Genomic DNA, 22,845 nt, shown 5'->3' on the forward strand with positions numbered 1-22,845 from the left:
CCGGCGTCAGTCCTGCGGCCGGGACTCGATCAGCTTCCGCATCATCGCGACGAACCGCGCCTGTTCGTCCTCGTCGAGCGCGCTGAACCAGGACCGCTCACGCCGGGTCTGGAGCTCGAAGGCTTCGGTCACCATCGCCCGCCCCTTCTCGGTGAGATCGACGTAGACCAGCCTTCGATCGGCGACGGTCCGGCTGCGCTCCACCAGGCCGTCCCGCTCCAGCGTGTTGACCAGGTTCGACACCGCCGAGCGGGTCAGCACCGACATCTCGGCCAGCCGGGCCGACTGGGTGGGCCCCAGCAGCCACAGTTTGAACATCAGCCGGAAGCCCGGCAACGTGAGCCCGCGTGGCCGGTGCACCCGGGACTCCAGGTCGTTGACCAGCATCTGGGAGAGCTGCAGCACGTTGTAGGAGAGCGTGAAGGCGCGGGAGTCCGCCGGCGTCCGCATGTCCGCCACCCGGTCTCTCGCGTGCGCCTCGTACCAGCTCTCGGCTGATTCGTTCATGCGTCCGATCTTCTCAGGGTCTTGCGCGAGGACCACTGACTCTAGATGATGAAGCCCGAAATAGTTAAGGCCAAAACATTTGCCCGGGAGGGTACGGATGTCAGTGGTCATCGTGGGTGGCGGCATCGGCGGGCTGGCCACGGCCCTGAGCCTGCACGCGGCGGGTATGACCGATGTGGTGATCGCCGAGGCCGCCGCGGAGCTGCGCCCGCTGGGCGTGGGCATCAACCTGCTTCCCCATGCGGTCCGCGAACTGGCCGAGCTCGGCCTGTATGACCGGCTCGCCGAGATCGGCGTGGCCACCGGGGAGCTCGCCTACTACAACCGCCACGGTTCGCCGATCTGGTCCGAGCCTCGCGGCCTGCGCGCCGGATACCGGTGGCCGCAGTTCTCGGTGCACCGGGGCCGGCTGCAGATGCTGCTGCTGGCGGAGGTGCGCAGGCGGCTGGGCGAGGCCGCGGTACGGCCGGATCACACGCTCACCGGCTTCCACCAGGAGGGCGGCACGGTGTCGGCCCGGTTCACGACCGCCGGCGGGGAAAGCGAGCTGACCGGCGACGTGCTCGTCGGCGCCGACGGAATCCATTCGACGCTTCGAGCCCTGCTCTACCCGGACGAGGGGCCGCCGCCGTGGAACGGTCTGGTCCTGTGGCGTGGGGTGTCCCGTGCGCGGCCGTTCCTCTCCGGCCGTTCCATGATCATGGCCGGGGACGGCACCGCGAAGTTCGTCGCCTATCCGATCCAGGACGCGACCCCGGGTCTGGTCAACTGGATCGCCGAGCGCCCTGTGGACGAGGCCGTCGCGCGCGGTGACTGGAATCGGTCCGTGGAGCCCGCCGAGGTCCTGCGCCACTTCGGCGACTGGCGGTTCGACTGGCTGGACGTGCCGAGGCTGATCTCGGCGGCCGAGGCCGTCTACGAGTACCCGATGGTCGACCGGGACCCGCTCCCCCGCTGGTCACACGGCCGGGTGACCCTGCTCGGCGACGCCGCCCACGCGATGTACCCCATCGGCTCCAACGGCGCCTCCCAGGCGGTGCTCGACGCTCGCGTGCTCGCCTACGAACTCGCCGTCGGCCGCTCCCCCGAGCAGGCTCTGAGCGCCTACGAGGAGCGGCGGCGGCCCGTGACGACCGCCCTGTGCCTGGCCAACCGGGGCATGGGGCCGGAGGTCGTGATGAGAATCGCCCACGAGCGCGCGCCCGACGGGTTCGCCGACATCGAGGACGTGATCCCGATGGCCGAGCGCGAGGCCATCGCAGCCGCCTACAAGCGCACCGCCGGCTTCGACCCCCGGCTGCTCAACGAGCGCCCCTCCTACGGCGTGGCGCCGGCATGAGACCCGAGCTGACCCCGCTGGCCACCTTCCGGGTGGAGCTCGACCCGATCCTGGAACTCGGCGCCTCCCCCTGGGGCCGCCGCCGGATCATCAACATCGTCGGCGGCTCCTTCGAAGGCCCGCGACTGTCCGGTGAGATCCTGCCGGGCGGAGCCGACTGGCAGGTCGTGCACCCGGACGCGAGCGCGAGCATCGACACCCGTTACACGCTGCGCACACGTGACGGCGCCCTGATCTATCTGCAGACCAGCGGGATCCGGCACGGCCCACCCGAGGTGATGGCGCGGCTCGCGGGGGGCGAGGAGGTGGACCCCGCCGAATACTACTTCCGGCTGTTCTGCCGTTTCGAGACCGGAGCGCCTGGATATCACTGGCTCAACCGCTCGCTGGCCGTCGCGTCCGGCAGGCGCACCCCCGGCGCCGTGCTCTACGACGCCTACGAGGTGAGATGAGCCGCGCTCTACGAGCGCCTGCGAGGTGAGATGAGGCACGGGGCCTACCCGGTGGCCGTGAAGGCCGAGGACGCGCGGATCCGGAGCTCGGCCGAGAAGAGACGACCGGGCTCTCCCGCGCGGCCTTCGACGCTGTCCACGAGCAGTTCCACCGCGGCCTCGGCGGTCTCCCCGGGCAGGAAGCTGAGCGTGCTGATCGGCGGATCCGTGTAGAGGGCCGTCGGGTCCTCCGTGGTACAGACGAGCAGCAGGTCATCGGGGACGGACCGGCCGCGCCTGCGGATCGCGTCCAGCAGGAGCGGCGGGTTGACCTCGACCAGGATGAAGAGCGCGTCCGGCGGCGCCGGACCGTCGAGCAGCTCGTCGACGGCGTCGAGCACTCCCTGCAGACCGGGGCTGGGAGAGTGGGCGATGAAGGGTTCACGACCCCGCTCAGCGCACCAGTCCCGGTAGGCGCCGGCCGACTCATGGTGGAAGCAGGCGGTGGTGGCGGCCGCGATGACCGCGATCCGCTCGGCGCCGGCGGCCTCCAGATGATCCAGGACCCGGCGTGTGGCGCCCCCGTGGTCGAAGTCGATCCACCGGCCGGTCGTCCCCACCCCGCTCGCGGCCTCCGCCAGGGCCCGCCGGTCGGAGACCACCGGGATGCCCGCCGCGAGGAAGTCTCCGACCATCGGGTCCCCCGCGACCGGGTCGACGACGAACACGCCGTCCAGCGGCATGTCCAGCCAGCAGTCGTCCGGCCCGGAGGTGGGTAGCAGGACGACCCCGTATCCGTGGGTCAGGGCCGCTCGGGTGGTGGCGTTGACGAGCTGCCCGAAGTAGGCCAGCTCGGCGTAGACCCACGGCGCCTCGACGTACTCCCGGGCCGCGAAGCCGATCAGCCGGGTATGCCCGGCGCGCAGCAGTCGCGCCGTGGCGTTCGGGCGGTAGCCGAGACGGCGCGCCACCTGCCGTACGTGCTCGCGGGTGGCCGCGGGAAGGCGTCCGGCTCCGTTCAACGCGTCCGACACGGTCGTCTTGGAGACCCCCGCGGCACGGGCCACGTCCACCAGGCGAACCCGTGAGGCGGAGCTGCGCTCTGACTGGCTCATGGGCGTGATCCTGTCATCCGACCTCCGTGATCCGCTACCCCTCCCACCGTTGCAGAATCGTTCCTTCCAACCCTTGTGCAGGAACGTTCCTTCACCAATACTCGCTGGCACCTCAGCCGCACGGCGCAAAACGTCGCGGCCCGTTCAGAAAGAGGTGGTCTGATGCGCACCTCCCGTCTCGCCGTCGTGACCGCGCTGCTCGCGCTCGCGACCGCCGCCTGCGGTGGCACTCCACGGGCCGGCCTCGGCGGAGGCTCGGCCGCTTTCGAGATCGCCAAGGACACCTCGCCGGCCAAGGGCCCCGTGGACTCGGTCACCTGGTCGCTCTACGCCGAACCGCAGTCCCTGGACTACGCCTACGCCTTCGACTATCCGCCCAACACCGTGCTCGCCAACGTGTGCGAGCAGCTCATGCGGATCACCCCCGACCTGAAGCTGCAGCCGGGCCTGGCCAGCTCCGTGGCCTCCCCCGACCCCAGGCGCTGGGTCTACACGATCCGCCCGGGCGTGCGCTTCCACGACGGCTCCGCGCTCACCGCCGAGGACGTCGTCGCCAGCCTGCGCCGCCACCTGAAACCCGAGGTCGGCTCCTACTGGATCTCGGCCTTCCGGAACGTCGACTCGATCGAGAAGACCGGTCCGATGGAGGTCACGGTCCGCCTGAAGAGGCCCGACCAGCTCTTCAACGAGGAGATGGGCACCTCCGCCGGGACCATCGAGAGTGCCGCGTTCCTGGCCAAGGCCGGGCAGGGCTACGGCACTCCGGACGTCGGCGTCAACTGCACCGGCCCCTTCGCCCTCGACAGGTGGCAGAAGGGGCAGTCGATCACTCTCAAGAAGTTCGACGGCTACTGGGACTCAACGCTCGCCCCCAAGGCGAGCACGGTCAAGAACGTGTTCATCCAGGATCCCTCCGCCCGCGTCAACACGATGCTCGCCGGCGAGGTCGACGGCGGCTATCTGCTGCCGCCCAGCGGCTTCGCCAAGCTGCGCACCGCCACCAACGGAAAGCTCTACTTCGGGCCCAACACCACGGCCGTGAGCCTGATCCCCACCGACCTCAAGGGCACGCTCGGCGATCCTCGGATCCGCAAGGCGCTGTCCATGGCACTCGATCGCACGGGCATCATCAAGGCCGCCACGGCCGGGATCGGCACACCGGCCAAGGCGCCCGCCGCCATCGGCGCCTGGGCGATCGCCCCGGAGGCGGCCAAGAGCCACTACGCCGGGCTTGCCGCCCTCACCCAGGACATCCCCGGGGCGAAGAAGCTGATTCAGGAGGCCGGCGCCGGCGGCCGGAAAATCGTGATGGCGACCAGCACGCTCTCTCCGGAGATCGGTGTCATCGCCAACGCGGTGCAGTCCGCCGGACGCGCCATCGGCCTGGACGTCGAGCTGAGGGCGGTCGCCCCGGACGCCTACACGGCGCTGTTCTCCGACCCGAAGGCGCGTGCGGGCCTCGATCTGATGATGACGACCTGGTACGACTCCACCCCCGATCCGCTGGAGTTCTACGGGAACCTGCAGACCGGCAACTTCGCCAACTACGGCGGCTACTCCAACCCGGAGTACGACGCCCTGCTCGACCGGGCCAACGCTCAGGCCGACCCCTCCGCCCGCGCCGAGACGGTCGCGAAACTGCAGCAGATCGCGGTCCGCGATCTGGTCTGGATACCGCTGTACGAGGTTCCGCACACCATGTTCCTCAGCAACCGGCTCACGGGCGCGCCGACGAGCATCGCCCAGCTCCAATATCCCTGGGCCGCCCTTCTGGGCTCGGCCGGCTGAGCCCGGCCATGGCACATTTCCTCCTTCGCCGGCTCGCCGGAATCATCGCGACACTGATCGCCACCTCATTCGCGGTCTTCGGCTCGGTCCACCTCGCCCCCGGCGACCCGGCCGCCTTTCTCCTGGGAGGCCGCTCGGCGTCACCGGCGGCGATCGAAGCCATCAAGGCGCAGTACCACCTGAACGACCCGTTCCTGGTCCAGTACGTCAAATGGGTCGGTGGTGTGGCCACCGGCGACTTCGGCCGATCCGTGCAGTTCCGGCAGGACGTGGCCGGCCTGATCCTCGCCCGGCTGCCGACGACGCTCTGGCTCGTCGGCTACGCCACCCTGCTCATCCTGGTCGCGGGACTGGCGCTCGGAGCGCTGGCCGCGCTGCGACCGGGCGCCGTCGACCGGCTGGTCCTCATCGGCACGGGCGTCGCCACGGCCACCCCGGCGTTCGTCGCCGCGATCGGATTGATCTCGCTGTTCTCCCTCCAGCTGGGCTGGTTGCCCGCCTTCGGCAACGGCACCGGCTTCGGCGACCGGATCAGCCACCTGACGCTCCCCGCCGTGGCGCTGGCCCTGACCTTCACCGGCCTGCTGGCCCGGGTGACCCGGGCCTCGATGCTGGAGGAACTGGCACGCGAGCACGTCGAGGTGGCCCGCTCGCGCGGCATCGCCGGCACGGGGGTGATACGCCGGCACGTGCTGCGCAACGCCCTCGGCCCGATCACGACCGTGACCGGGACCGTCGTGGCGGGCCTGCTGGTCAGCACCTCGATCGTGGAGACCGCCTTCGGCCTCTCGGGGGTCGGCCAGTTGCTCGTCGGCTCCGTCACCGTCAAGGACTTCCCTGTCGTGCAGGCCGTCAGCCTGCTGGTGGTGCTGGCCTTCGTCTCCGCCAACCTCCTCATCGACGTGATCCATCCCCTCATCGACCCCCGTCTGTCCCATGCGAAGGGAGGCTCGTCATGACCGCCCCGCCCGTCCACCGACGCAAGATCCTGGCGCCGCTGACCCGCCTGTCGGGAGGCGACAGGCTCGTCACGGCCGCCCTCGCCGTCCTGGCCGTGCTGATCGTCGCGGCGGTCTTCGCCCCGCTGATCGCGCCGCACGACCCCGACGGCATCGACCTGTCCGCCACCCTGAGCGGCTTCAGCGCCGACCACCCGCTGGGAGCCGACCAGTCGGGCCGCGACATCCTGTCCAGGCTGATCTACGGCGCCCGGACCGGCCTGCTCGGACCGCTGGCGGTGGTGAGCGTTTCCACGGTTCTCGGCATGCTGGTCGGGGTGGCGGCCGCCTGGCACGGCGGGGTCGTCGACTCCCTGCTGTCGCGCGCCATGGAGTTCGTCTTCTCCTTTCCCTCCCTGCTGCTGGCCATCATGCTGGTGGCGATGTTCGGCGCCGGGCTGACGGCGCCGGTGGCCGCGATGAGCGTCGCCTACGTCCCATACGTCGGCCGGCTGGTACGCAGCGTGGCCCTGCAGGAGAAGGCCCGCCCCTACATCCAGGCCTACAGGGTGCAGGGCTGGTCCGGCTGGGTGATCTGCCTGAGGCATCTGGTCCCCAACATCGCCCCGCTCGTCCTCGCCCAGTCCGTGATCAACTTCGGTTACGCGCTCATGGACCTCGCGGCCCTGTCCTTCCTCGGCTTCGGCGTCCAGCCGCCTACCTCCGACTGGGGTGCGATGATCAACGACGGCTCCGCCGCCCTGCTCCAGGGCGCGGTACTGCCCGGTCTCGCTCCCGGTGTCACCATCGTGATCGCGGTGGTCGCCTTCGGCGTCGTCGGCGAGGCCATCACCGACCGTGTCGCCGGGCGGGAGCGGTGATGACCCCTCCCCTGCTGGAGATCGAGAACCTGAACGTGCGGCTGTCGGCCGGCAGGGCCGCGCGCCCCATCATCGACGGAGTGTCACTGCACGTGGCACGGGGCGAGACCGTCGGGCTGGTCGGTGAGTCCGGGTCCGGCAAGTCCGTCACCTGCCGAGCGGTGCTGGGACTGCTCCCCGAGGGGGCCGAGGCCGGCGGAAGCCTGCGGGTGGACGGCGACGACGTCCTGACGATGCCTCCCGCCCGGCTCCGCGAGCTACGCCGCCACGGGATCTCCATGATCTTCCAGGATCCCCGAGCCTCCATCAACCCGCTGCACAGGATCGGCGACTTCGTCACCGAGGGGATGCGGGCGGGCGGCGTGTCGCGGAAAGAGGCGCTCCGGCGCGCCGAGGAGCTGCTGGAATCGGTCGGAATCCGTGACCCGCGCACCGCTCTGCGCAGCCGTCCGCACGAGTTCTCCGGCGGCATGCTCCAGCGGGTGATGATCGCCGGCGCGCTCGCCGGAGAACCCCGGCTGCTGCTGGCCGACGAGCCCACCACGGCGCTGGACGTCACCACCCAGGCCGAGGTCGTCTCGATCCTCACCGGGCTGCGGACCGAACGCGCCATGGGGATGCTCTTCGTCACCCATGACCTGGACCTGGCCGCTGCGATCTGCGACCGCATCTACGTGATGTACGCGGGACGGATCGTGGAGACCCAGCCCACCGGCGGGCTCTTCGACCGGCCCCGCCATCCGTACACCGCGGCGCTGCTGGCCTCGACCCCGCGGCTGGACTCGAACCGGCCCCCGCGCGGTGTTCCGGGACGTCCGGTGTCGCTCGCCGAGGCTCCGCCGGGATGCGCCTTCGCGGTCCGCTGCGCCCACGCACAGCCCCGCTGCGGCGAGCACGAACCCGTCCGGCGGGAGGTCGACGGCGCTCACGTGGCCTGTCTGCGGGTGGAGGAGCTGGTAAATGAGTGAGTACGCGCTGCAGGTCGAGGGCCTGCGCAAGTCGTTCGGCGACCATGTGGCCGTCGACGACGTCTCCTTCTCGCTCCGGCCGGGCGGCTGCCTGGCCGTCGTGGGCGAGTCGGGATCGGGAAAGACCACGACGGCGCGGATGCTCGTCGGCCTGGAGCGGCCGGACGCCGGCCGGATCCGCGTCGGCGGGCGGGACCGTTCGGACACCACCCGCGGCAGGGCGACCAGGCTGGCCCGTGCCCGGGAGATCCAGATGGTCTTCCAGGACCCCTACCTCTCGCTGGACCCTCGCGTCACCGTCGCCCGGTGCGTCGAGGAACCGCTGAACCTGCACTTCGCACTGAGCCCGCAGCAGCGGCGCTCGCGCCGCGACGAATTGCTGGCGCAGGTGGGACTCGGCGAGCGGGAGGCGAACGCGCTCCCCCGGCGGCTGTCCGGCGGCCAGCGCCAGCGGGTCGCGCTCGCCCGCGCGCTGGCGACCGAGCCGAAGGTGCTGATCCTGGACGAGGCGACCGCCGCGCTCGATGTGTCCATCCAGGCGCAGATCCTCGGCCTGCTGGCGGAGATCCGCCGTGACACCGGCGTCGGGTACCTGTTCGTCACCCACAACCTGGCACTCGCCCGGCATGTCGCCGACGACATGCTCGTGCTCTACCGGGGACAGGTGGTCGAGTCCGGTCCGACCCGGCAGGTGCTGTCCGCCCCTCGACATCCCTACACCCGCCTGCTGCTGCACTCGGTGCCCCGGCGCGGCTGGGACCCCGCCCAGATCGCAGCCGACCGGCGTGCCCTCGCAGCCGCCCTGAAGGAGTCCCCATGACCGACCTCGCCTACCTTCCCGCGACCGAGGCCCTGCGGCTGTTCCGTTCCCGGAAGCTGTCTCCTGTCGAGCTGATGACCGCCGTCATCGAACGGGCCGAAGCCGTCGAGCCACAGGTCAACGCATTGAGCGAGCGCACTTTCGAAGACGCCCTCGTCCAGGCGGGGCAGGCCGAGCGCGCCTACCGCGACGGCGGCTCACCACGACCGCTGGAAGGGCTCCCGGTGGCCGCGAAGGACGAGCAGCCGATCGCCGGACGGTTGGCGACGGACGGCTCGCTCGCCTACGCCGGCCATGTGGCCGAGCAGACCCATCCGGTCCTCGAACGGGTGCTGGCCGCCGGCGGGATCATCCACGCCCGCACCACGACGCCCGAGTTCTGCTGCGCGGCGTTCACGCACTCCCGGATCTGGGGGATCACCCGTAACCCGTGGAACCTGGACTACTCACCTGGCGGCTCCTCGGGCGGCTCGGGCGCGGCACTCGCCTCCGGTACGGCCACGCTCGCCACCGGCTCCGACATCGGCGGCTCCATCCGCCTGCCCGCCTCGGCCACCGGCACGGTCGGGTACAAACCGCCCTACGGCCGGGTGCCGGCGATGCCTCCTTTCAACCTCGACCACTACTGCCATGACGGGCCGATGGCCCGTACCGTCGCCGACTGCGCGCTGCTGCAGAACGTCATCGTCGGTCCGCACCCCGGCGACGTGGTCTCTCTCCGCCCGGCGGTCCGCATCCCCGGCCGGCTCGGAGACGTCACCGGGCTCCGCATCGCCTACGCCCCCAACCTGGGCGACTGGGAGATCGAACCCGACGTCGCGGCCAACACCCGGGCCGTGGCCGACGCCCTGACGGCGGCCGGGGCGATCGTCGAGGAGGTGGAGGTCGGCCTGCGCCGCGCCGACGTCATGCGCGCCGCGTTCATCCACTTCGGCACCATCTTCGGCCCCATGGTCGCCGGCGTCGCGGCCGAGCACGGCGACAGGCTGACCCGCTACGCCCTCACCTTCGCCGCGGAGTCCCGGGCCGCGGCCGAGCGGGACGGTTTCCTGGCCGGGCTGGAAATGGAGGCGGCGATCTACGCGGTCATCGGCGCGCTGCTGGACCGCTACGACGCCCTGATCTGCCCGACCGCCGGAGCGCCCGCCCTCCGTGCGGGCGAGGACTACGTCGACACGAAACTGACCGTGAACGGCGTCGAGCTCGGCCACTACATGGAGCACTCGCTGACGACGGTCTTCAACGTCGCCAGCCGCTGCCCGGTTCTCAACGTCCCGTCCGGACGGGCGTCCAACGGCGTCCCGACCGGGGTGCAGATCGTCGGCCGCAGCTACGACGACGCGACCGTCTTCCAGGTCGGTGCCGCCGTCGAGCGTGTCCGCCCCTGGGCCCTGCGTCCCGAGACACTCTGAACCCCCGGCCCGTTCCCTCACCGGCTCCGGCCCCCTGCCCCGACACCCCCAGCGCTCCATCCCCCTGATCCCACGTCTGATCCCATGTCTGATCCCATGTCGAGGAGAGTCCCCATGCCCGCCCCCGCCGACCTCGTCTTCCACAACGGTCCGGTGCACACGCTCGGCCCCGCCCGGCCCCCCGTCACAGCGGTCGCCGTCCGCGACGGCCTGATCGTCGCCGTCGGCCGTGACGCGGAGGTGCGACCACTGATCGGCGCCTCCACCGAGGTCGTCGATCTGGCCGGCCGGGCCCTGCTGCCCGGATTCCAGGACGCCCACGTGCATCCGGTCCTCGCCGGCGTCACCATGATCCAGTGTGACCTGCACGACGCCCGTGACGCCGACGAGGCCCTCGCGGTCGTCCGCGCCTACGCCGAGACCAATCCCGAGGCGACGTGGATCGCCGGAGGCGGCTGGTCCATGGAGTGGTTTCCCGGCGGCACGCCCAGCCGGCATCTGCTGGACGCGGTGGTCGCCGACCGGCCCGTCCATCTGATCAACCAGGACGGTCACGGCGCCTGGGTCAACACCAGGGCACTGGAGCTGTGCGGAATCGACGCCGGCACCCCGGATCCGCCCGACGGGCGCATCGAGCGGGAGGCCGACGGCACCCCGCAGGGCACACTCCACGAAGGCGCGTCAGGCCTGGTCGGCCGGCACGTCCCCGAGCCGACCGCCGACATGATGCTCCACGCTCTGCAGGCCGGCCAGCGGCGGCTGCACTCGGTCGGCGTGACGGCCTGGCAGGACGCGATGGTCAGCCCCGAGGTCCAGCGGGCCTACCTGGCCGCGGCCGAATCCGGGCTGCTCACCGCCCGGGTGATCGGCGCGCTGTGGTGGGATCGCGAAAGGGGCGAGGAGCAGCTCCCCGAACTGCTCGCGCGCCGAGGTGGCGTGGGACGGTTCCGCGCCACCAGCGTCAAGATCATGCAGGACGGCGTGGCGGAGAACTTCACCGCCGCGATGACCTCTCCCTACCTGGACGGCTGCGGATGCCACACCGGCAACCGGGGACTCAGCTTCCTCGACCCGGAGAAGCTGCGCGCGCACGTCACCCGCCTGGACGCCGAAGGCTTCCAGGTCCACGTGCACGCCGTCGGGGATCGGGCGGCCCGTGAGGCCCTCGACGCCTTCGCGGCCGCGCGCGCCGCCAACGGCATGAACGACCACCGCCACCACATCGCCCACCTGCAGGTCGTGCATCCCGCCGACGTACCGCGGTTCGCCGCCCTGGGGATCACCGCCAACATCCAGCCGCTGTGGGCGGCGCACGAGCCGCAGATGGACGAGCTGACCATCCCGTTCCTCGGCCCGGAACTCGCCGGCTGGCAGTATCCCTTCGGGGATCTGGCCCGAACCGGCGCCCGGCTCGCGGCGGGAAGCGACTGGCCGGTCAGCAGCCCCGACCCGTTCTGGGGCATCCACGTCGCGGTCAACCGTACGGTTCCGGGCGGAAGCCGGGAGGCGTTCCTGCCGCGACAGCGTCTCGACCTGACGGCCGCACTGTCCGCCTACACGATCGGCACGGCCTGGGTGAACCACCTCGACACGCGGACCGGCACGATCGAAGAGGGCAAGCTCGCCGATCTGGTGGTCACCGACCGTGACCCGTGCGCGATCCCGGCCGGCGAACTCGCCGAGACGTCGGTGTTGGCCACCTATGTCGAAGGCCACCGGGTCCACACCGATCCGGCCTTCTGAGCCGCCGCCCGGCGTCACCCGCCGCCGGGCGGTCCGAGCGTGATGCGGATCTTGGACTGTTTGGAGGGGAGCTTCTCCCAGTCGTCCATGAAAGTCGCGTGCAGGCCGTACCGGCCGGCCAGGGCGGTCAGGGTCGAGGTGCGGTAGTAGAAGTCCTCGTGGAGGACATGGTGCTCCTCCCCCTCCGTGGCGTCGAAGGTGAAGTCGAACCAGCCGTCGGGCTTCATGATCCGGCCGACGTGCTGGAAGCACTCCTCGATCACCTGGAGCGGGGAGTGGGAGAAGACGCTGTGGGCGTGGACCACGTCGAAGGCCTCGTCGGGCAGGGCGGCGAAGCACAGGTTTCCCACGGGCATGAGGTGGGGCAGCTTGTCGCGCAGACCGTGACCGGCGAGGGTGTCCTGGGCGGCGATCAGGATGTCGGGGGAGATGTCGATGCCGTAGTAGTTGCCGGTGTCCAGGTAGTCGATGAACAGGCGCCCGGCCCGCAGGTTGCCGCAGCCGATCTCCAGCAGGCGGTGGTCCGGCTTCAGCCCGTGCCGTACCAGGTAGTCGAACTGCAGCTTGCCCATGGCGAGCCAGCGTCTGTGCGACTTGCTGCCCACGGCCGACTCCGAGCCGCGGGTGGTGTCGGACTTCATGACGGCCCGGTAGTAGCCGACGTGGTCGCGGGTGCGCAGGCGCAGCCAGGCGTCCCTGGCCAATCTCCTCAGGTGGGGCGGGATCCGCTCGGGATGGCGGATCGCGTAGCCGATCTGGTGGGCGATGCCGGCGCGGTTGCGGTTGTGCATGCCTCTCCCCGGGTGAGGTCGATACTCTGGGCAACGAGATGTTACCTCACCGTGATCGAACCGGTTCCCGCCGACGCCGGCGGGAGCGGCGGCCTACCATTCCCCCATCCCCGACAGGAACCGTTCGGCCAGCTCGCAGGTGCCCTCGGTGTAGCCGGCGCCGAGTTCGGCGGCGATGTCGACGCCGGTGTGCGTACCGATCCAGGCGACCAGCAGCAGACGGCGGAACATGACGAAGGTCCAGATCTCGGCCTCGTCCTCGGCGGGCAGGTCGAGCACGGCCCGGTAGCCCCGCACCCAGGAGGTGACCATCTCGGGGACCCGGGGGTGGTCCTCGATGAAGCTGAGCGCCGCGGCCAGGTCGTAGAGGTACCAGCCGAAGCCGCAGTCGTCGAAGTCGATGACGCTGGGCGACTCGTCATCCACCACCAGCAGGTTGGCCAGGCGCAGGTCGGCGTGGATCAGGCCGTAGCGGCCGGCGTCACGACCGAACCGGCGCAGCCGTTCGCGCAGTTCCTTGTCGAGGCGGTCCAGGAGGGTCGCCGCCGCCGCGTCCACCCCCACGCCGTCCCGCCAACGGCCCCACCGCGACTCGGCGCCGAGGGCGGCGTCGTAGTCCCAGTGGAAGCGGGTGAACCCCGCCGGAGGCCGCCAGCCCCGCGCGTGCCGGTGCATCCGGGCGGTGACCTCTCCGAGCCGTTCGAAGTCGGCCACCAGCCGCTCCGGCGGCGGCTCCGCCCCGGGCAGGAACTCGAACATCACGCAGTCACGGGGCTGCGCGCCGGGGACGGTCAGCACCCTGGCCCCACCCGGCGCCGGGATCACCCGGGGGGTGTGGACCCCGGCCTCCCCGCGGAGCGCCTCCAGCCAGGCCAGCTCCGACAGGATCGCCGGGACGGCGTGGTAGCCGAGACGGTGCACGCGCAGGATGGACCGCGCCCCGGTGGCCGGGTCGTCCACCCGGTAGGTGGCGTTCTCCGACACGTTGATCAGCGTGACCTCGGCCTCCGGCAGGCCGTGGATCCGCACCGCCTCGCGGGCGGCCTCGTGCACGCGGGCCAGCACCTCGCCCCCGGCGGACAGGTCGTGGGCCTGCATCGGTCCTCCGTGTAAATCACGCGAAGGTCCGGATCCTATCCGAGACCTCGCCGCACGCGGCATCACGCTGGTCGGTGCACTTGGTCGGCAGGTTGGTGACACACCGTAGTTGATGCTTGATCGATGAGAAGACCTCCGGATGTGGTGGAGATCGCCGCCCTCACCGCTCAACCGGAGGTCTTCATGGCCCACGCCGACGCCCGCCTGACCCCGCACGGCCGTACCCTGCCGGTCCGGCGCGTCCGCCTCGACGGTCTTCCACCGATCAGCCGCCTGTCACCGACGTCATGACCGAGTACGCCTAGAGCCCGGACAGGACCCGCTCGAGGCCCCAGCGGAACTGTTCGGTGGAGACGTACGCGGCGATGGCGTCGGCCGCCGCGTGCGTGCGTGGGAAGGCCCCGGGATCGACGGCGAAGGCGGACCTGCGGGCGGCGATCCGCTCGGCCTCCGGTGCGACGGCGTCCGGGCCCGCTCCCTCGATCTCGGCCGCCTCCAGTGCGATCGCACCCAGGACGTAGACCATGACGGTGTAGGCGGCGCGTGGATCCGGCAGCGCCGCGAGCAGGCTTTCGCCGACCCGTAGCGCGACGGGGCCGGTGAATGCGGCGCCGAGGATCGAGGACACCGCCCCGGGGTGGCGCATCAGCACCTCGCGCAGGTTCAGCGCGAACGCGACGATCCGCTCGTCCCGCGCCCTGGCGGTGTCCTCCAGCAGGCCGAGGTCGGCGGCGCTGAGCAGCCTGTCGGTCAACGCCGTCACGATCGCCGCGCGGTCGGGGAAGTAGGTGTAGAGGGCGCCGGGCGTCAGGCCCACCCGGGCGGCCAGCGCCCGCATCGTCAGCCCGCCCGCGGCGGTCCTGCTCGGCAGGAGGCTGCCGCCCAGCGCGGCAGCCACGCTGTCGGTACATGCGGGAGTGCTGGCCGGGCTGGTCCAGGTGCTCGGACTTCTCCGCTGGCCGTTCGCCGTACCCGTGCTGGCCCACTCGGGGCAGCCACAGGTGGCGGAGATCGTTTTCTCCACGCTCCACGGCTACCTCGGCACCGGGATCGGTGAGACCCTCGGCTATCTGTTCACCGCCGCGTGGACCGTCCTCCTCCTGGCCGCGCTGCCAGGGCGGCCGCGCTGGTTCGGCGTCCTGGGCACGGGCTCGGCCCTGACCATCGTGGCGGGAGTGTTCGTGCCGCTCGGTCTGCCCGGCGCCGACCTGGCCAATTTCGCAGGCTATATCGCCTGGAGCGGGTGGGCGCTGTGCCTCGCCTTCCTGCCGGCGCGGACCACCGGCCTGCCGGGCCGTTCGGCACCGCCCAGATCCTGGACGTCGACGTCCAGGGCGACCGGCCCCACATCGTCAGCGAGTACATCTCCGGCGAATCGCTCCAGCAGCTGATCGCCGCGGCGACATCGCATTACCAAGCGCTTGCTTGAGATAGTCGTACGGACTTAGAGTCGAGGAGATGTCCATGCCTGAAGGTCCTCTGGCCGGAGTGCGGGTGCCGGAGCCGGCCGGGCTCGCCCCGGGCCCGTTCGCCACACCACGCGCGCGATGCGCCGGGTCAAGCCGGACCCGGCCGACGATCAGGCCCGCCGCGTCTTCGCCTCGGCGCAGCACCTGGCCGACAACTTCGAGAACTACCCGCTGATGCCGTTCGCCTTCGTGCAGCACGACCCGGTCGGTTTCACCGTCGACGAACCGTTGTGGAGGGAGCAGCCATGAACCTCGGCGGCCAGGGAGTGCTCGTCACCGGCGGCGGCAGCGGCATCGGGTTGGGCGTCGCCAAGCGCCTTGCCGCCTCGGGCGCCACCGTGACCATCTGCGGCCGCACCGAGGACCGGCTGGCCGCCGCCTGCGCGGAAATCGGCAAGGCGAGCTACGTGGTGGCCGACGTGGCCGACGAGGAGCAGATGGCGGCGGCGGTACGGCGGGCGTGGGAGCACGCGGGCGGCCGCCTGGACGGGGTGGTCGCCTCGGCGGGCGGCTCCGGCTGGCTGGGCCCGATCACCCGGCTGCCGATCGAGGAGTGGCAGAAGGTCATCGCGACGAACCTGACCGGCACCATGCTGGCGCTCAAGCACTCCGGCGCGCTGATGGCCGCGGCGGGCGGCGGCTCGTTCGTGGCGATCTCCTCGATCGCCGCCTCCAACACCCACCGCTGGTTCGGTCCGTACGGCGTGGCCAAGGCGGGCATCGACCACCTGTGCATGCTGGCCGCCGACGAGCTCGGCCCCAGCGGCGTCCGGGTGAACGCGATCCGTCCCGGCCTGATCCGCACCGAGATGGTGTCGATCATCACCGACGCGGAGAACCCGGTTCTGGCCGACTACCAGGCCTGCACCCCGCTGCCCAGGGTGGGCGAGGTGGCGGACGTGGCCGCACTGGCGGCCTTCCTCCTGTCGCCCGAGGCCTCGTGGATCACCGGCCAGGTCATCAACGTGGACGGCGGCCACTCGCTGCGCCGCGGCCCCGACTTCTCCCCCTGGCTCGAACCCGCCTACGGCCGCGACGGCCTGAGAGGGGTGACACCCACCCAGACCCCATCCTGATATGTCCGGCGCCAGCGCCGGACATATCAGGAAATTTCGGTATGACCGCCAAATCGTCGGCGCGAGCGATGCGGCGGCTCCGTGACACTCCCCCACCGGAGCTGACCATGCACGATCTTGTCATTCGCGCCGCCACCGTCGTCGACGGCACCGGCGCCCCGCCGTACACCGCCGACGTCGCCGTCACGGACGGCCGCATCACCGAGGTCGCCCGCCAGAACAGCGCGGACCGGCCGGGGCGCGCCCGGCGCGCCGTCGAGGCGGACGGGCTGCTGCTCACGCCCGGCTTCGTCGACCTGCACACCCACTACGACGGCCAGGCCACCTGGGACCCGCTGCTCGGTCCCTCGTGCTGGCACGGCGTCACCACCGTGGTCATGGGTAACTGCGGCGTCGGCTTCGCCCCCGCCAGGCCGGACCGGCGCGAGTGGCTGATCGGCCTCATGGAGGGCGTCGAGGACATTCCCGGCACCGCCCTGTCCGAGGGGATCGCCTGGGAGTGGGAAAGCTTCCCCGAGTTCCTCGACGCGCTGGAGCGGCACTCGCACGCGCTCGACATCGGCACCCAGGTGCCGCACGGGGCGCTGCGCGCGTACGTGATGGGCGAGCGCGGCGCGCGCAACGAACCCGCCTCGCCCGACGACGTCGCCAGGATGAAGCAGCTGGTCAAGGAGGGCCTCGAGGCCGGGGCGCTGGGGTTCTCGACGAGCCGGACGCTGGCGCACAAGGCGATCGACGGCGAGCCCGTGCCGGGCACGTTCGCGGCCGAGGACGAGCTGTTCGGCATCGGCGAGGCACTACGCGAGCTCGGCAGGGGCGTCTATGAGATCGCACCGGCCGGAGCCGCGGGCGAGGACGTCAACGCGCCGATGAAGGAGGTCGCCTGGATGAGCAGGCTGGCCGAGGCGATCGATCGGCCGGTCACCTTCGCGCTGCTGCAGATCGACTCGGTGCCCGACCTGTGGCGTGAGCTGCTGAGCGAGTCGGCCAAAGTGGCGCGGCTGCACCCGCAGGTGGCCTGCCGGCCGTTCGGGATGCTGATCGGCCTGGAGGCGCTGCACGCCTTCGCCGACCGCCCCTCATATCAGGAAATTTCCACCTTGCCGCGCTACGAGCGTGTCCACCGCATGCGCGACTCCCAGGTCAAACACCGCATCCTCCACGAGGTCCCGAAAGACGAGGACATGCTCGCGGCCCTCTGCCGCGGCTTCACCGACCGCCTCTATCCGCTGAATCCGGAAAAGCCGGACTACGAGCCGCACCCCAGCACCTCCGTCAAGGCCCAAGCCGAGCGCCAGGGCCGCGAGCCGCTCGAGCTGCTGTACGACCTCATGCTGGAGGATGACGGCCAGGCGATCTTCCTGATGCCGATACTCAACTACGCCAACGGCGACCTGGATCCCCAGCGCGAGATGCTGCTGCACCCGCAGGCCGTACTCGGGCTCGGCGACGGCGGCGCGCACTGCGGCTTCATCTGCGACGCCTCCATGCCCACCACGATGCTCTCCCACTGGGCGCGCGACCGCTCGCGCGGTGCGCGGCTGCCGCTGGAGCACGTCGTCAAGCTGATGTCGCGCGACACCGCCCGGCTGTACGGCCTGCGCGACCGCGGCACGATCTCCCCCGGCATGAAGGCCGACCTCAACCTCATCGACTTCGAGCGGGTCGGCAACCACCGCCCGCGAATGGTGCGCGACCTGCCCGCGGGCGGACGCAGGCTCATCCAGCAGGCCGACGGCTACGTCGCCACCTTCGTCGGCGGGACCCAGACCTTCTCCCACGGCGAGCACACCGGGGCACTGCCCGGCCGGCTGATCAGAGGCGGAGCATGAGCGAGCTGTTCAGGACCGCGGAAGCGGCGATCGCGGCCAGGAAGGCCACGGCCTCCGGCCACCGGACCGGCATCGACCTGCTCGACGGCGACATGTACGCGGACGACCCCTGGTCGCTGTACGCCTGGCTGCGCGAGCACTCCCCCGTCCACTACGACGAGGCGAACGACCTCTGGGGCGTCTCCCGCCACGCCGACATCTCCGCCATCGAGCGCGATCCCAAGCTCTGGACCAGCACCGGCGGCTACCGCCCGCAGCTGCCGTCCGACCCCTCCATGATCGGCATAGACGATCCGCAGCACGCCGAGCGCCGCCGCCTCGTCTACCGCCGCTTCACCCCACGCTACGTGCACGAACGCTACGCCGAGCGGATCAGGGCGGTGGTGGTCGAGCAGATCGGCCAGGCGCTGGAGGAGGGCACGGTGGACGCGGTGCCCGCGCTGGCCGCGCCGCTGCCCGCCCGGATGATCGGCTGGCTGCTCGGCTTCCCCGACGCCGACTGGCCCAAGCTCAAGCACTGGTCGGAGACGACGATCGCGGCGGGGGGCGGCCTGCGCTACGTCACTCACGAGGCCGCGGTCGCCGCCGGGGAGTTCGGCCTGGCCGTGCTCGACCTGGCCGCCGAGCGCCGCAAGTGCCCGCACGACGACCTCATGTCGCTGTGGTCGGCACGGCCCGACTACGACGACGAGCACCTGGCCAACGAGGCGCTGCTGCTGCTCGACGGCGGCGCGGAGACCACCCGCACGGTGATCGCCACCGCCATCGACGCGCTGATCAGGCACCCGGACCAGTGGCGGCTGCTACGCGAGGACCCGTCGCTGGTGGAGAACGCGGTCGAGGAGTTCATCCGCTGGACCACCCCGATCCTCAACATGTGCCGCGCCGCCACCCGCGACACCGAGCTGCACGGCCACATCATCAGAAAGGGCCGGCAGGTCCTGCTCATGTACGGCTCGGCCAACCGCGACCCGGCGGTCTTCGCCGACCCCGACGTGTTCGACGTGACCAGGAAGCCGGGCGGCCACATCGCCTTCGGCCTGGGCACGCACTTCTGCCTCGGCGCGGCGCTGGCCAGGCTGGAGCTGAAGATCTTCTTCGAGGAGTGGGTGGCCAGGGTCGACTCGGCCGCGTGGGCCGACGCGGAGGGGCCGCGGTTGATGCGCAACTCGTTCGTGCGCGGGGTCACCTCCTTCCCGATCGTCCTGGAGGCGCGGTGATCAACCTCGCGGACGTCTTCGAACGCGCCGCGGACGCAGTGCCCGACCGGCTCGCGCTGGTCGCGGGCGAGATCCGGCTGACCTACCGCGAGCTGGACGAGCGTGCCAACCGGGTGGCGCACTGGCTCCAGATCCAAGGGGTACGGCCGGGCGAGCACGTGGGCATCCTGTCCTGGAACCGCGCGGAATGGCTGGAGAGCATGATCGGCTGCTTCAAGGCCAGGGTGGCGCCGGTCAACGTCAACTACCGTTACGTCGAGCGGGAGCTGGCCCATCTGCTCGGCGACGCCGACTGCGTGGCGCTGCTGGGCGAGGCCGACCTGCTGGCCAGGGCACCTTTCGACGGTCCTGTGCTGGCCTTCGGCGAGCCGTACGAGCGGGCGCTGGCGGGCGTGCCGGGCGGCAGGGACTTCGGGCCGCGGTCGGGGGACGACCCGTACATCCTCTACACCGGCGGCACGACCGGGCTGCCCAAGGGCGTGTTGTGGCGTTCGGAGGGCATCTACCTCGCGGCGATGAGCGTCTACTCGGGGCCCATCGAGAATGTTTCGGAGCTGCGCTTCGGGCCCGAGGGGCTGCGCTTCCAGGTGCACGCGCCGCTGATGCACGGCAACGGGCAGTGGAGCACCTGGATCTGCCTGTCGGCGGGCGGCACGGTGATCCTGTGGACGGGGCGGCACTTCGATCCGGCCGCGGTGCTGGAGCTGGCCGAGCGCGAGCGGTCGCAGGTGCTGTCGTTCGCGGGGGACGGCATGGCCAGGCCGGTCGCCGACGAGCTGGGGCGCCGGCCGTACAAGCTGGAGGTCTTCTCGGTGGGGTCGGGCGGGGCGCAGCTGTCGGCGACGACCCGCGAGAGGATCCGCGCGGCGCTGCCCGACGCGATGATCGTCGACAACTACGGCGGGTCGGAGACAGGCGCGGTAGGGGCCGCCGCCGAGGAGGAGCGGCCCAGGTTCGCGCTGGGTCCCGGCTTCGCCGTGCTCGGCCCCGATCACCTGCCGGTACGGCCGGGCGAGCAGGGCGAGCTGGCCAGATCAGGAAACATCCCGCTCTGCTATTACAAGGATCCGGTGAAGACGGCGAGCACCTTCGTCACCGGGCCGGACGGGACCCGCTGGGCGCTGCAGGGCGACCAGGCGATCCTGCACGAGGACGGCACCGCGCTCATGCTCGGCCGGGCCTCGATGGTGATCAACACCGGCGGGGAGAAGGTGTTCCCCGAGGAGGTGGAGATCGCCGTGCGCAGCCACCCGAAGGTGTACGACGCGCTGGTGGTCGGCACGCCCGATCCGCGGTTCGGCCAGCGGGTGACAGCAGTGGTCGCAGGTGAGGTGACGCTGGAGGAGCTGGCCGAGCACTGCCGCGGGCGGCTCGCGGGTTACAAGATCCCGCGAGCGCTGCGGATCGTGCCCGAGATCAAGCGGACGCCCGTGGGCAAGCTCGACTACGCGTGGGCGCGGACGTTGTTCGCGTAGTCCTTCAGCGTGATCGAGTGGTGGAGGCGGAGGCCCAAGGCGTTCAGCTTGGCCAGGCGGCGGGTCGGCGGAGTGGGCAGGCCGCTGACCAGCCGGCCGGCCACCGGCTGAGCAAGGTCAGCGCGGGCGGCATGCCGAACCCGACACCCAAGATCAAATCAACCTGACGAAGTACTACTAGACCGCTGTCTCATGGGATCTTGCGCCACCCGGTCGGCGACGGATAGAAACCGAAATATCCACTGCCACGGCTGAGAGGCCAGGGAACCCGGTGAACCTTGAACTCGCGCTGCGCATGTGTGAGGCATCGGTGAAGCAGGCCGGACGGGAAGGGGCCCTCATCTCGGTGGCGGTGGTCGACGCCGGCGGCCACCTGGTCGCCTTCCAGCGGATGGACGGCTCGGAGATCGCCGGCCCGGCCCTCGCCCCCGGCAAGGCCTTCACGGCCGTGGCCCACCGCAGGCCCACCGCCGACCTGGCGCCGCTGGTCACACCGGGCGGGGCCCTGTACGGCCTCGCCGGGGACCGGTACGTGTGCTTCGGCGGCGGCATACCGCTGTGGGACTTCGGCGAGGGCCGGCGGGTGGTGGGCGCGGTCGGCGTCAGCGGCGGCACGGTCGCCCAGGACGTGGCGTGCGCCGAGGCCGCCGCCGCGCTCTGGGACGGGGCGTAGGCGGGGTCACGGACGGGGTCATGAACGGGGCACTGCTCGCGGCCGGAGCGTTCCTGATCACGCTGTCCGGCACGTCGCTGGTCGACGGTTGGATGACCTCCTTTTTCAGACGACCCCCTTGTTCCGCAGGGCGAGGAGGTCTTCGGGGAGCAGGCCGAGGGCTCCGAGGACCTCGTCGGTGTCCGCCCCGTGCGGGCGGCCGGTCCAGCGGATCTCACCGGGGGTGCCGGTGAGCCGGAACATCACGTTCTGCATGCGAATCGGACCGAGCTCGGGATCCTCGACGGTCGTGATCGCGTCCAGGGCCGCCAGCTGCGGGTCGGCCATGACGTCACGCACGTCGTAGACGGGGGCGACCGCGGCCTGGGCCTGCTCGAAGGCGGTCAGGACCTCCTCGCGGGTGTGCTCGGCCACCCAGGCGGCCACGGCGCCGTCCAGCTCGTCGGCGTGCGCGACCCGGCCCGACCCGCTGGCGAACCACGGCTCACCGATCACCTCGGGGCGGCCGACCAGGGTCATCACCCGCTCGGCGATGCTCTGCGCCGAGGTGGAGACCGCCACCCAGGAGCCGTCCTTGCAGCGGTAGGTGTTGCGGGGGGCGTTGCTGACCGAACGGTTGCCGGTGCGCGGCGGGACGACGCCGAGCCGGTCGTAGATGGTGGGCTGGGCGCCGAGCACGGTCAGGATCGGCTCGATGATGGACAGGTCGACCACCTGGCCTCTGCCCGAGCGCAGCGCGGTCATCACCGCGAAGGCCGTGGCGAGGGCGCAGATGCCGTCGGCCAGCCCGAACGGCGGCAGCGTCGGCGGGCCGTCCGGCTCCCCGGTCATCGCCGCGAACCCGCTCATCGCCTCGGCGAGCGTGCCGAAGCCGGGCCTCTTCGCGTACGGGCCGAACTGCCCGAACCCGGTCACCCTGGCCAGCACCAGATCCGGGTTGGCCGCGCTGAGCCGCTCGTAGGAGAGGTTCCAGCGCTCCAGCGTCCCGGGCCGGAAGTTCTCGATCACCACGTCGGCCTGACGCACCAGCTCCACCAGCAGGTCCTGCCCCTCGCTCGTGGACAGGTTGAGCGTGATCGCGCGCTTGTTGCGGCCGAGCATCTTCCACCACAGCCCCTCCGGGCCGTGGCCGCGCGAGGGGTCGGGCTTGGCCGGATGCTCGACCTTGATCACCTCGGCTCCGTAGTCACCGAGCAGCATCGCCGCCATCGGCCCGGCGAACAGGGTCGCCAGATCCAGCACGCGGACACCTTCCAGGGCCTTCATCTC

At 71.2% G+C, this 22,845-nt stretch carries 24 protein-coding genes; 17 read left to right on the top strand and 7 right to left on the bottom strand.

What is annotated here, in order from left to right:
- Positions 1-6: 6 nt before the first annotated feature.
- Positions 7-507, bottom strand: coding sequence for a MarR family winged helix-turn-helix transcriptional regulator (locus ACQPYK_RS32090; protein ID WP_433239129.1), 501 nt, complete (start codon positions 505-507; stop codon positions 7-9).
- Positions 508-604: 97 nt separating this feature from the next.
- On the opposite strand from ACQPYK_RS32090, the gene ACQPYK_RS32095 reads away from it, so the two are divergent.
- Complete coding sequence (locus ACQPYK_RS32095; protein WP_433239132.1) at positions 605-1,846, top strand: flavin-dependent oxidoreductase; 1,242 nt, start codon at positions 605-607, stop codon at positions 1,844-1,846.
- Entirely contained in the window at positions 1,843-2,298 is a 456-nt protein-coding gene (locus tag ACQPYK_RS32100) for a DUF3237 domain-containing protein (RefSeq protein ID WP_433239135.1), read from the top strand. The genes ACQPYK_RS32095 and ACQPYK_RS32100 overlap by 4 nt, the downstream gene beginning before the upstream one ends.
- 44 nt (positions 2,299-2,342) lie before the next feature.
- Here the strand turns inward: ACQPYK_RS32100 and ACQPYK_RS32105 are convergent, their stop codons facing one another.
- Positions 2,343-3,392 (bottom strand): LacI family DNA-binding transcriptional regulator, encoded by a 1,050-nt coding sequence (locus tag ACQPYK_RS32105; protein ID WP_433239138.1) that lies wholly within the window; start codon positions 3,390-3,392, stop codon positions 2,343-2,345.
- Between the two features lie 162 nt (positions 3,393-3,554).
- On the opposite strand from ACQPYK_RS32105, the gene ACQPYK_RS32110 reads away from it, so the two are divergent.
- The 7 genes from ACQPYK_RS32110 (at position 3,555) to ACQPYK_RS32140 (ending at position 11,942) form a co-directional block, all read left to right on the top strand.
- A complete protein-coding gene (locus ACQPYK_RS32110) occupies positions 3,555-5,180 on the top strand; it encodes an ABC transporter substrate-binding protein (protein WP_433239141.1) in 1,626 nt (541 codons plus the stop codon).
- 8 nt (positions 5,181-5,188) lie between these two features.
- A complete protein-coding gene (locus ACQPYK_RS32115; RefSeq protein ID WP_433239144.1) occupies positions 5,189-6,139 on the top strand; it encodes an ABC transporter permease in 951 nt (316 codons plus the stop codon).
- Complete coding sequence (locus ACQPYK_RS32120) at positions 6,136-6,999, top strand: ABC transporter permease (protein WP_433239147.1); 864 nt, start codon at positions 6,136-6,138, stop codon at positions 6,997-6,999. Before ACQPYK_RS32115 ends, ACQPYK_RS32120 begins: the two co-directional genes overlap by 4 nt.
- Positions 6,999-7,967 (top strand): ABC transporter ATP-binding protein, encoded by a 969-nt coding sequence (locus ACQPYK_RS32125; RefSeq protein ID WP_433239150.1) that lies wholly within the window; start codon positions 6,999-7,001, stop codon positions 7,965-7,967. The genes ACQPYK_RS32120 and ACQPYK_RS32125 overlap by 1 nt, the downstream gene beginning before the upstream one ends.
- A complete protein-coding gene (locus ACQPYK_RS32130; protein ID WP_433239153.1) occupies positions 7,960-8,787 on the top strand; it encodes an ABC transporter ATP-binding protein in 828 nt (275 codons plus the stop codon). Before ACQPYK_RS32125 ends, ACQPYK_RS32130 begins: the two co-directional genes overlap by 8 nt.
- Positions 8,784-10,199, top strand: a complete 1,416-nt coding sequence (locus ACQPYK_RS32135; RefSeq protein WP_433239156.1) for an amidase — start codon at positions 8,784-8,786, stop codon at positions 10,197-10,199. The genes ACQPYK_RS32130 and ACQPYK_RS32135 overlap by 4 nt, the downstream gene beginning before the upstream one ends.
- Positions 10,200-10,313: 114 nt before the next feature.
- Positions 10,314-11,942, top strand: a complete 1,629-nt coding sequence (locus ACQPYK_RS32140; RefSeq protein WP_433239159.1) for an amidohydrolase — start codon at positions 10,314-10,316, stop codon at positions 11,940-11,942.
- Positions 11,943-11,956: 14 nt separating this feature from the next.
- On the opposite strand, the gene ACQPYK_RS32145 is transcribed toward ACQPYK_RS32140, so the two are convergent.
- Positions 11,957-12,733 carry a class I SAM-dependent DNA methyltransferase gene (locus ACQPYK_RS32145; protein WP_433239162.1) on the bottom strand — a complete coding sequence of 259 codons (777 nt, stop codon included), beginning with the start codon at positions 12,731-12,733 and terminating at the stop codon, positions 11,957-11,959.
- A 93-nt stretch (positions 12,734-12,826) separates the two neighbouring features.
- Positions 12,827-13,831 carry a phosphotransferase enzyme family protein gene (locus tag ACQPYK_RS32150; RefSeq protein ID WP_433239165.1) on the bottom strand — a complete coding sequence of 335 codons (1,005 nt, stop codon included), beginning with the start codon at positions 13,829-13,831 and terminating at the stop codon, positions 12,827-12,829.
- Between the two features lie 123 nt (positions 13,832-13,954).
- Here ACQPYK_RS32150 and ACQPYK_RS32155 point away from each other — a divergent pair, with 123 nt between their 5' ends.
- Positions 13,955-14,122, top strand: coding sequence for a hypothetical protein (locus ACQPYK_RS32155; RefSeq protein ID WP_433239168.1), 168 nt, complete (start codon positions 13,955-13,957; stop codon positions 14,120-14,122).
- Between the two features lie 10 nt (positions 14,123-14,132).
- On the opposite strand, the gene ACQPYK_RS32160 is transcribed toward ACQPYK_RS32155, so the two are convergent.
- Positions 14,133-14,729: a TetR/AcrR family transcriptional regulator gene (locus ACQPYK_RS32160; protein WP_433239171.1), complete on the bottom strand. Its 597-nt coding sequence runs from the start codon at positions 14,727-14,729 to the stop codon at positions 14,133-14,135.
- Between the two features lies 1 nt (position 14,730).
- On the opposite strand from ACQPYK_RS32160, the gene ACQPYK_RS32165 reads away from it, so the two are divergent.
- From ACQPYK_RS32165 to ACQPYK_RS32190, 6 genes are all read left to right on the top strand, one after another.
- Positions 14,731-15,222 (top strand): DUF4386 family protein, encoded by a 492-nt coding sequence (locus tag ACQPYK_RS32165; protein WP_433258972.1) that lies wholly within the window; start codon positions 14,731-14,733, stop codon positions 15,220-15,222.
- Positions 15,223-15,378: 156 nt separating this feature from the next.
- Complete coding sequence (locus tag ACQPYK_RS32170; protein ID WP_433239174.1) at positions 15,379-15,549, top strand: hypothetical protein; 171 nt, start codon at positions 15,379-15,381, stop codon at positions 15,547-15,549.
- On the top strand, positions 15,546-16,376 hold the full coding sequence (locus ACQPYK_RS32175) for an SDR family oxidoreductase (protein ID WP_433239177.1): 831 nt from the start codon (positions 15,546-15,548) through the stop codon (positions 16,374-16,376). The genes ACQPYK_RS32170 and ACQPYK_RS32175 overlap by 4 nt, the downstream gene beginning before the upstream one ends.
- Before the next feature lie 107 nt (positions 16,377-16,483).
- A complete protein-coding gene (locus tag ACQPYK_RS32180) occupies positions 16,484-18,208 on the top strand; it encodes an N-acyl-D-amino-acid deacylase family protein (protein WP_433239180.1) in 1,725 nt (574 codons plus the stop codon).
- On the top strand, positions 18,205-19,428 hold the full coding sequence (locus tag ACQPYK_RS32185; RefSeq protein WP_433239183.1) for a cytochrome P450: 1,224 nt from the start codon (positions 18,205-18,207) through the stop codon (positions 19,426-19,428). Before ACQPYK_RS32180 ends, ACQPYK_RS32185 begins: the two co-directional genes overlap by 4 nt.
- Entirely contained in the window at positions 19,425-20,903 is a 1,479-nt protein-coding gene (locus ACQPYK_RS32190) for an AMP-binding protein (RefSeq protein ID WP_433239186.1), read from the top strand. Before ACQPYK_RS32185 ends, ACQPYK_RS32190 begins: the two co-directional genes overlap by 4 nt.
- Here ACQPYK_RS32190 and ACQPYK_RS32195 read toward each other — a convergent pair.
- The gene (locus ACQPYK_RS32195; protein WP_433239189.1) at positions 20,873-21,007 is read right to left on the bottom strand and encodes a hypothetical protein; all 135 of its coding nucleotides are present in this window, start codon (positions 21,005-21,007) and stop codon (positions 20,873-20,875) included. The two genes, ACQPYK_RS32190 and ACQPYK_RS32195, sit on opposite strands and share 31 nt — an antisense overlap.
- Positions 21,008-21,174: 167 nt before the next feature.
- Here ACQPYK_RS32195 and ACQPYK_RS32200 point away from each other — a divergent pair, with 167 nt between their 5' ends.
- Positions 21,175-21,576: a GlcG/HbpS family heme-binding protein gene (locus ACQPYK_RS32200; RefSeq protein WP_433239192.1), complete on the top strand. Its 402-nt coding sequence runs from the start codon at positions 21,175-21,177 to the stop codon at positions 21,574-21,576.
- Positions 21,577-21,681: 105 nt separating this feature from the next.
- On the opposite strand, the gene ACQPYK_RS32205 is transcribed toward ACQPYK_RS32200, so the two are convergent.
- On the bottom strand, positions 21,682-22,842 hold the full coding sequence (locus tag ACQPYK_RS32205) for a CaiB/BaiF CoA transferase family protein (RefSeq protein ID WP_433239195.1): 1,161 nt from the start codon (positions 22,840-22,842) through the stop codon (positions 21,682-21,684).
- Between the last annotated feature and the right edge of the window lie 3 nt (positions 22,843-22,845).

The organism is Streptosporangium sp. CA-135522 (assembly GCF_050949235.1).
Classification (GTDB): Bacteria; Actinomycetota; Actinomycetes; order Streptosporangiales; family Streptosporangiaceae; genus Streptosporangium.

Coding starts and splice junctions, on each gene's coding strand:
- ACQPYK_RS32150 (WP_433239165.1), bottom strand. CDS start 13,831: ATGCAGGCCCACGACCTGTCCGCCGGGGGCGAGGTGCTGGCCCGCGTG.
- ACQPYK_RS32155 (WP_433239168.1), top strand. CDS start 13,955: ATGAGAAGACCTCCGGATGTGGTGGAGATCGCCGCCCTCACCGCTCAA.
- ACQPYK_RS32145 (WP_433239162.1), bottom strand. CDS start 12,733: ATGCACAACCGCAACCGCGCCGGCATCGCCCACCAGATCGGCTACGCG.
- ACQPYK_RS32180 (WP_433239180.1), top strand. CDS start 16,484: ATGCACGATCTTGTCATTCGCGCCGCCACCGTCGTCGACGGCACCGGC.
- ACQPYK_RS32100 (WP_433239135.1), top strand. CDS start 1,843: ATGAGACCCGAGCTGACCCCGCTGGCCACCTTCCGGGTGGAGCTCGAC.
- ACQPYK_RS32125 (WP_433239150.1), top strand. CDS start 6,999: ATGACCCCTCCCCTGCTGGAGATCGAGAACCTGAACGTGCGGCTGTCG.
- ACQPYK_RS32135 (WP_433239156.1), top strand. CDS start 8,784: ATGACCGACCTCGCCTACCTTCCCGCGACCGAGGCCCTGCGGCTGTTC.
- ACQPYK_RS32110 (WP_433239141.1), top strand. CDS start 3,555: ATGCGCACCTCCCGTCTCGCCGTCGTGACCGCGCTGCTCGCGCTCGCG.
- ACQPYK_RS32205 (WP_433239195.1), bottom strand. CDS start 22,842: ATGAAGGCCCTGGAAGGTGTCCGCGTGCTGGATCTGGCGACCCTGTTC.
- ACQPYK_RS32170 (WP_433239174.1), top strand. CDS start 15,379: ATGCGCCGGGTCAAGCCGGACCCGGCCGACGATCAGGCCCGCCGCGTC.
- ACQPYK_RS32140 (WP_433239159.1), top strand. CDS start 10,314: ATGCCCGCCCCCGCCGACCTCGTCTTCCACAACGGTCCGGTGCACACG.
- ACQPYK_RS32115 (WP_433239144.1), top strand. CDS start 5,189: ATGGCACATTTCCTCCTTCGCCGGCTCGCCGGAATCATCGCGACACTG.
- ACQPYK_RS32175 (WP_433239177.1), top strand. CDS start 15,546: ATGAACCTCGGCGGCCAGGGAGTGCTCGTCACCGGCGGCGGCAGCGGC.
- ACQPYK_RS32105 (WP_433239138.1), bottom strand. CDS start 3,392: ATGAGCCAGTCAGAGCGCAGCTCCGCCTCACGGGTTCGCCTGGTGGAC.
- ACQPYK_RS32130 (WP_433239153.1), top strand. CDS start 7,960: ATGAGTGAGTACGCGCTGCAGGTCGAGGGCCTGCGCAAGTCGTTCGGC.
- ACQPYK_RS32120 (WP_433239147.1), top strand. CDS start 6,136: ATGACCGCCCCGCCCGTCCACCGACGCAAGATCCTGGCGCCGCTGACC.
- ACQPYK_RS32090 (WP_433239129.1), bottom strand. CDS start 507: ATGAACGAATCAGCCGAGAGCTGGTACGAGGCGCACGCGAGAGACCGG.
- ACQPYK_RS32095 (WP_433239132.1), top strand. CDS start 605: ATGTCAGTGGTCATCGTGGGTGGCGGCATCGGCGGGCTGGCCACGGCC.
- ACQPYK_RS32185 (WP_433239183.1), top strand. CDS start 18,205: ATGAGCGAGCTGTTCAGGACCGCGGAAGCGGCGATCGCGGCCAGGAAG.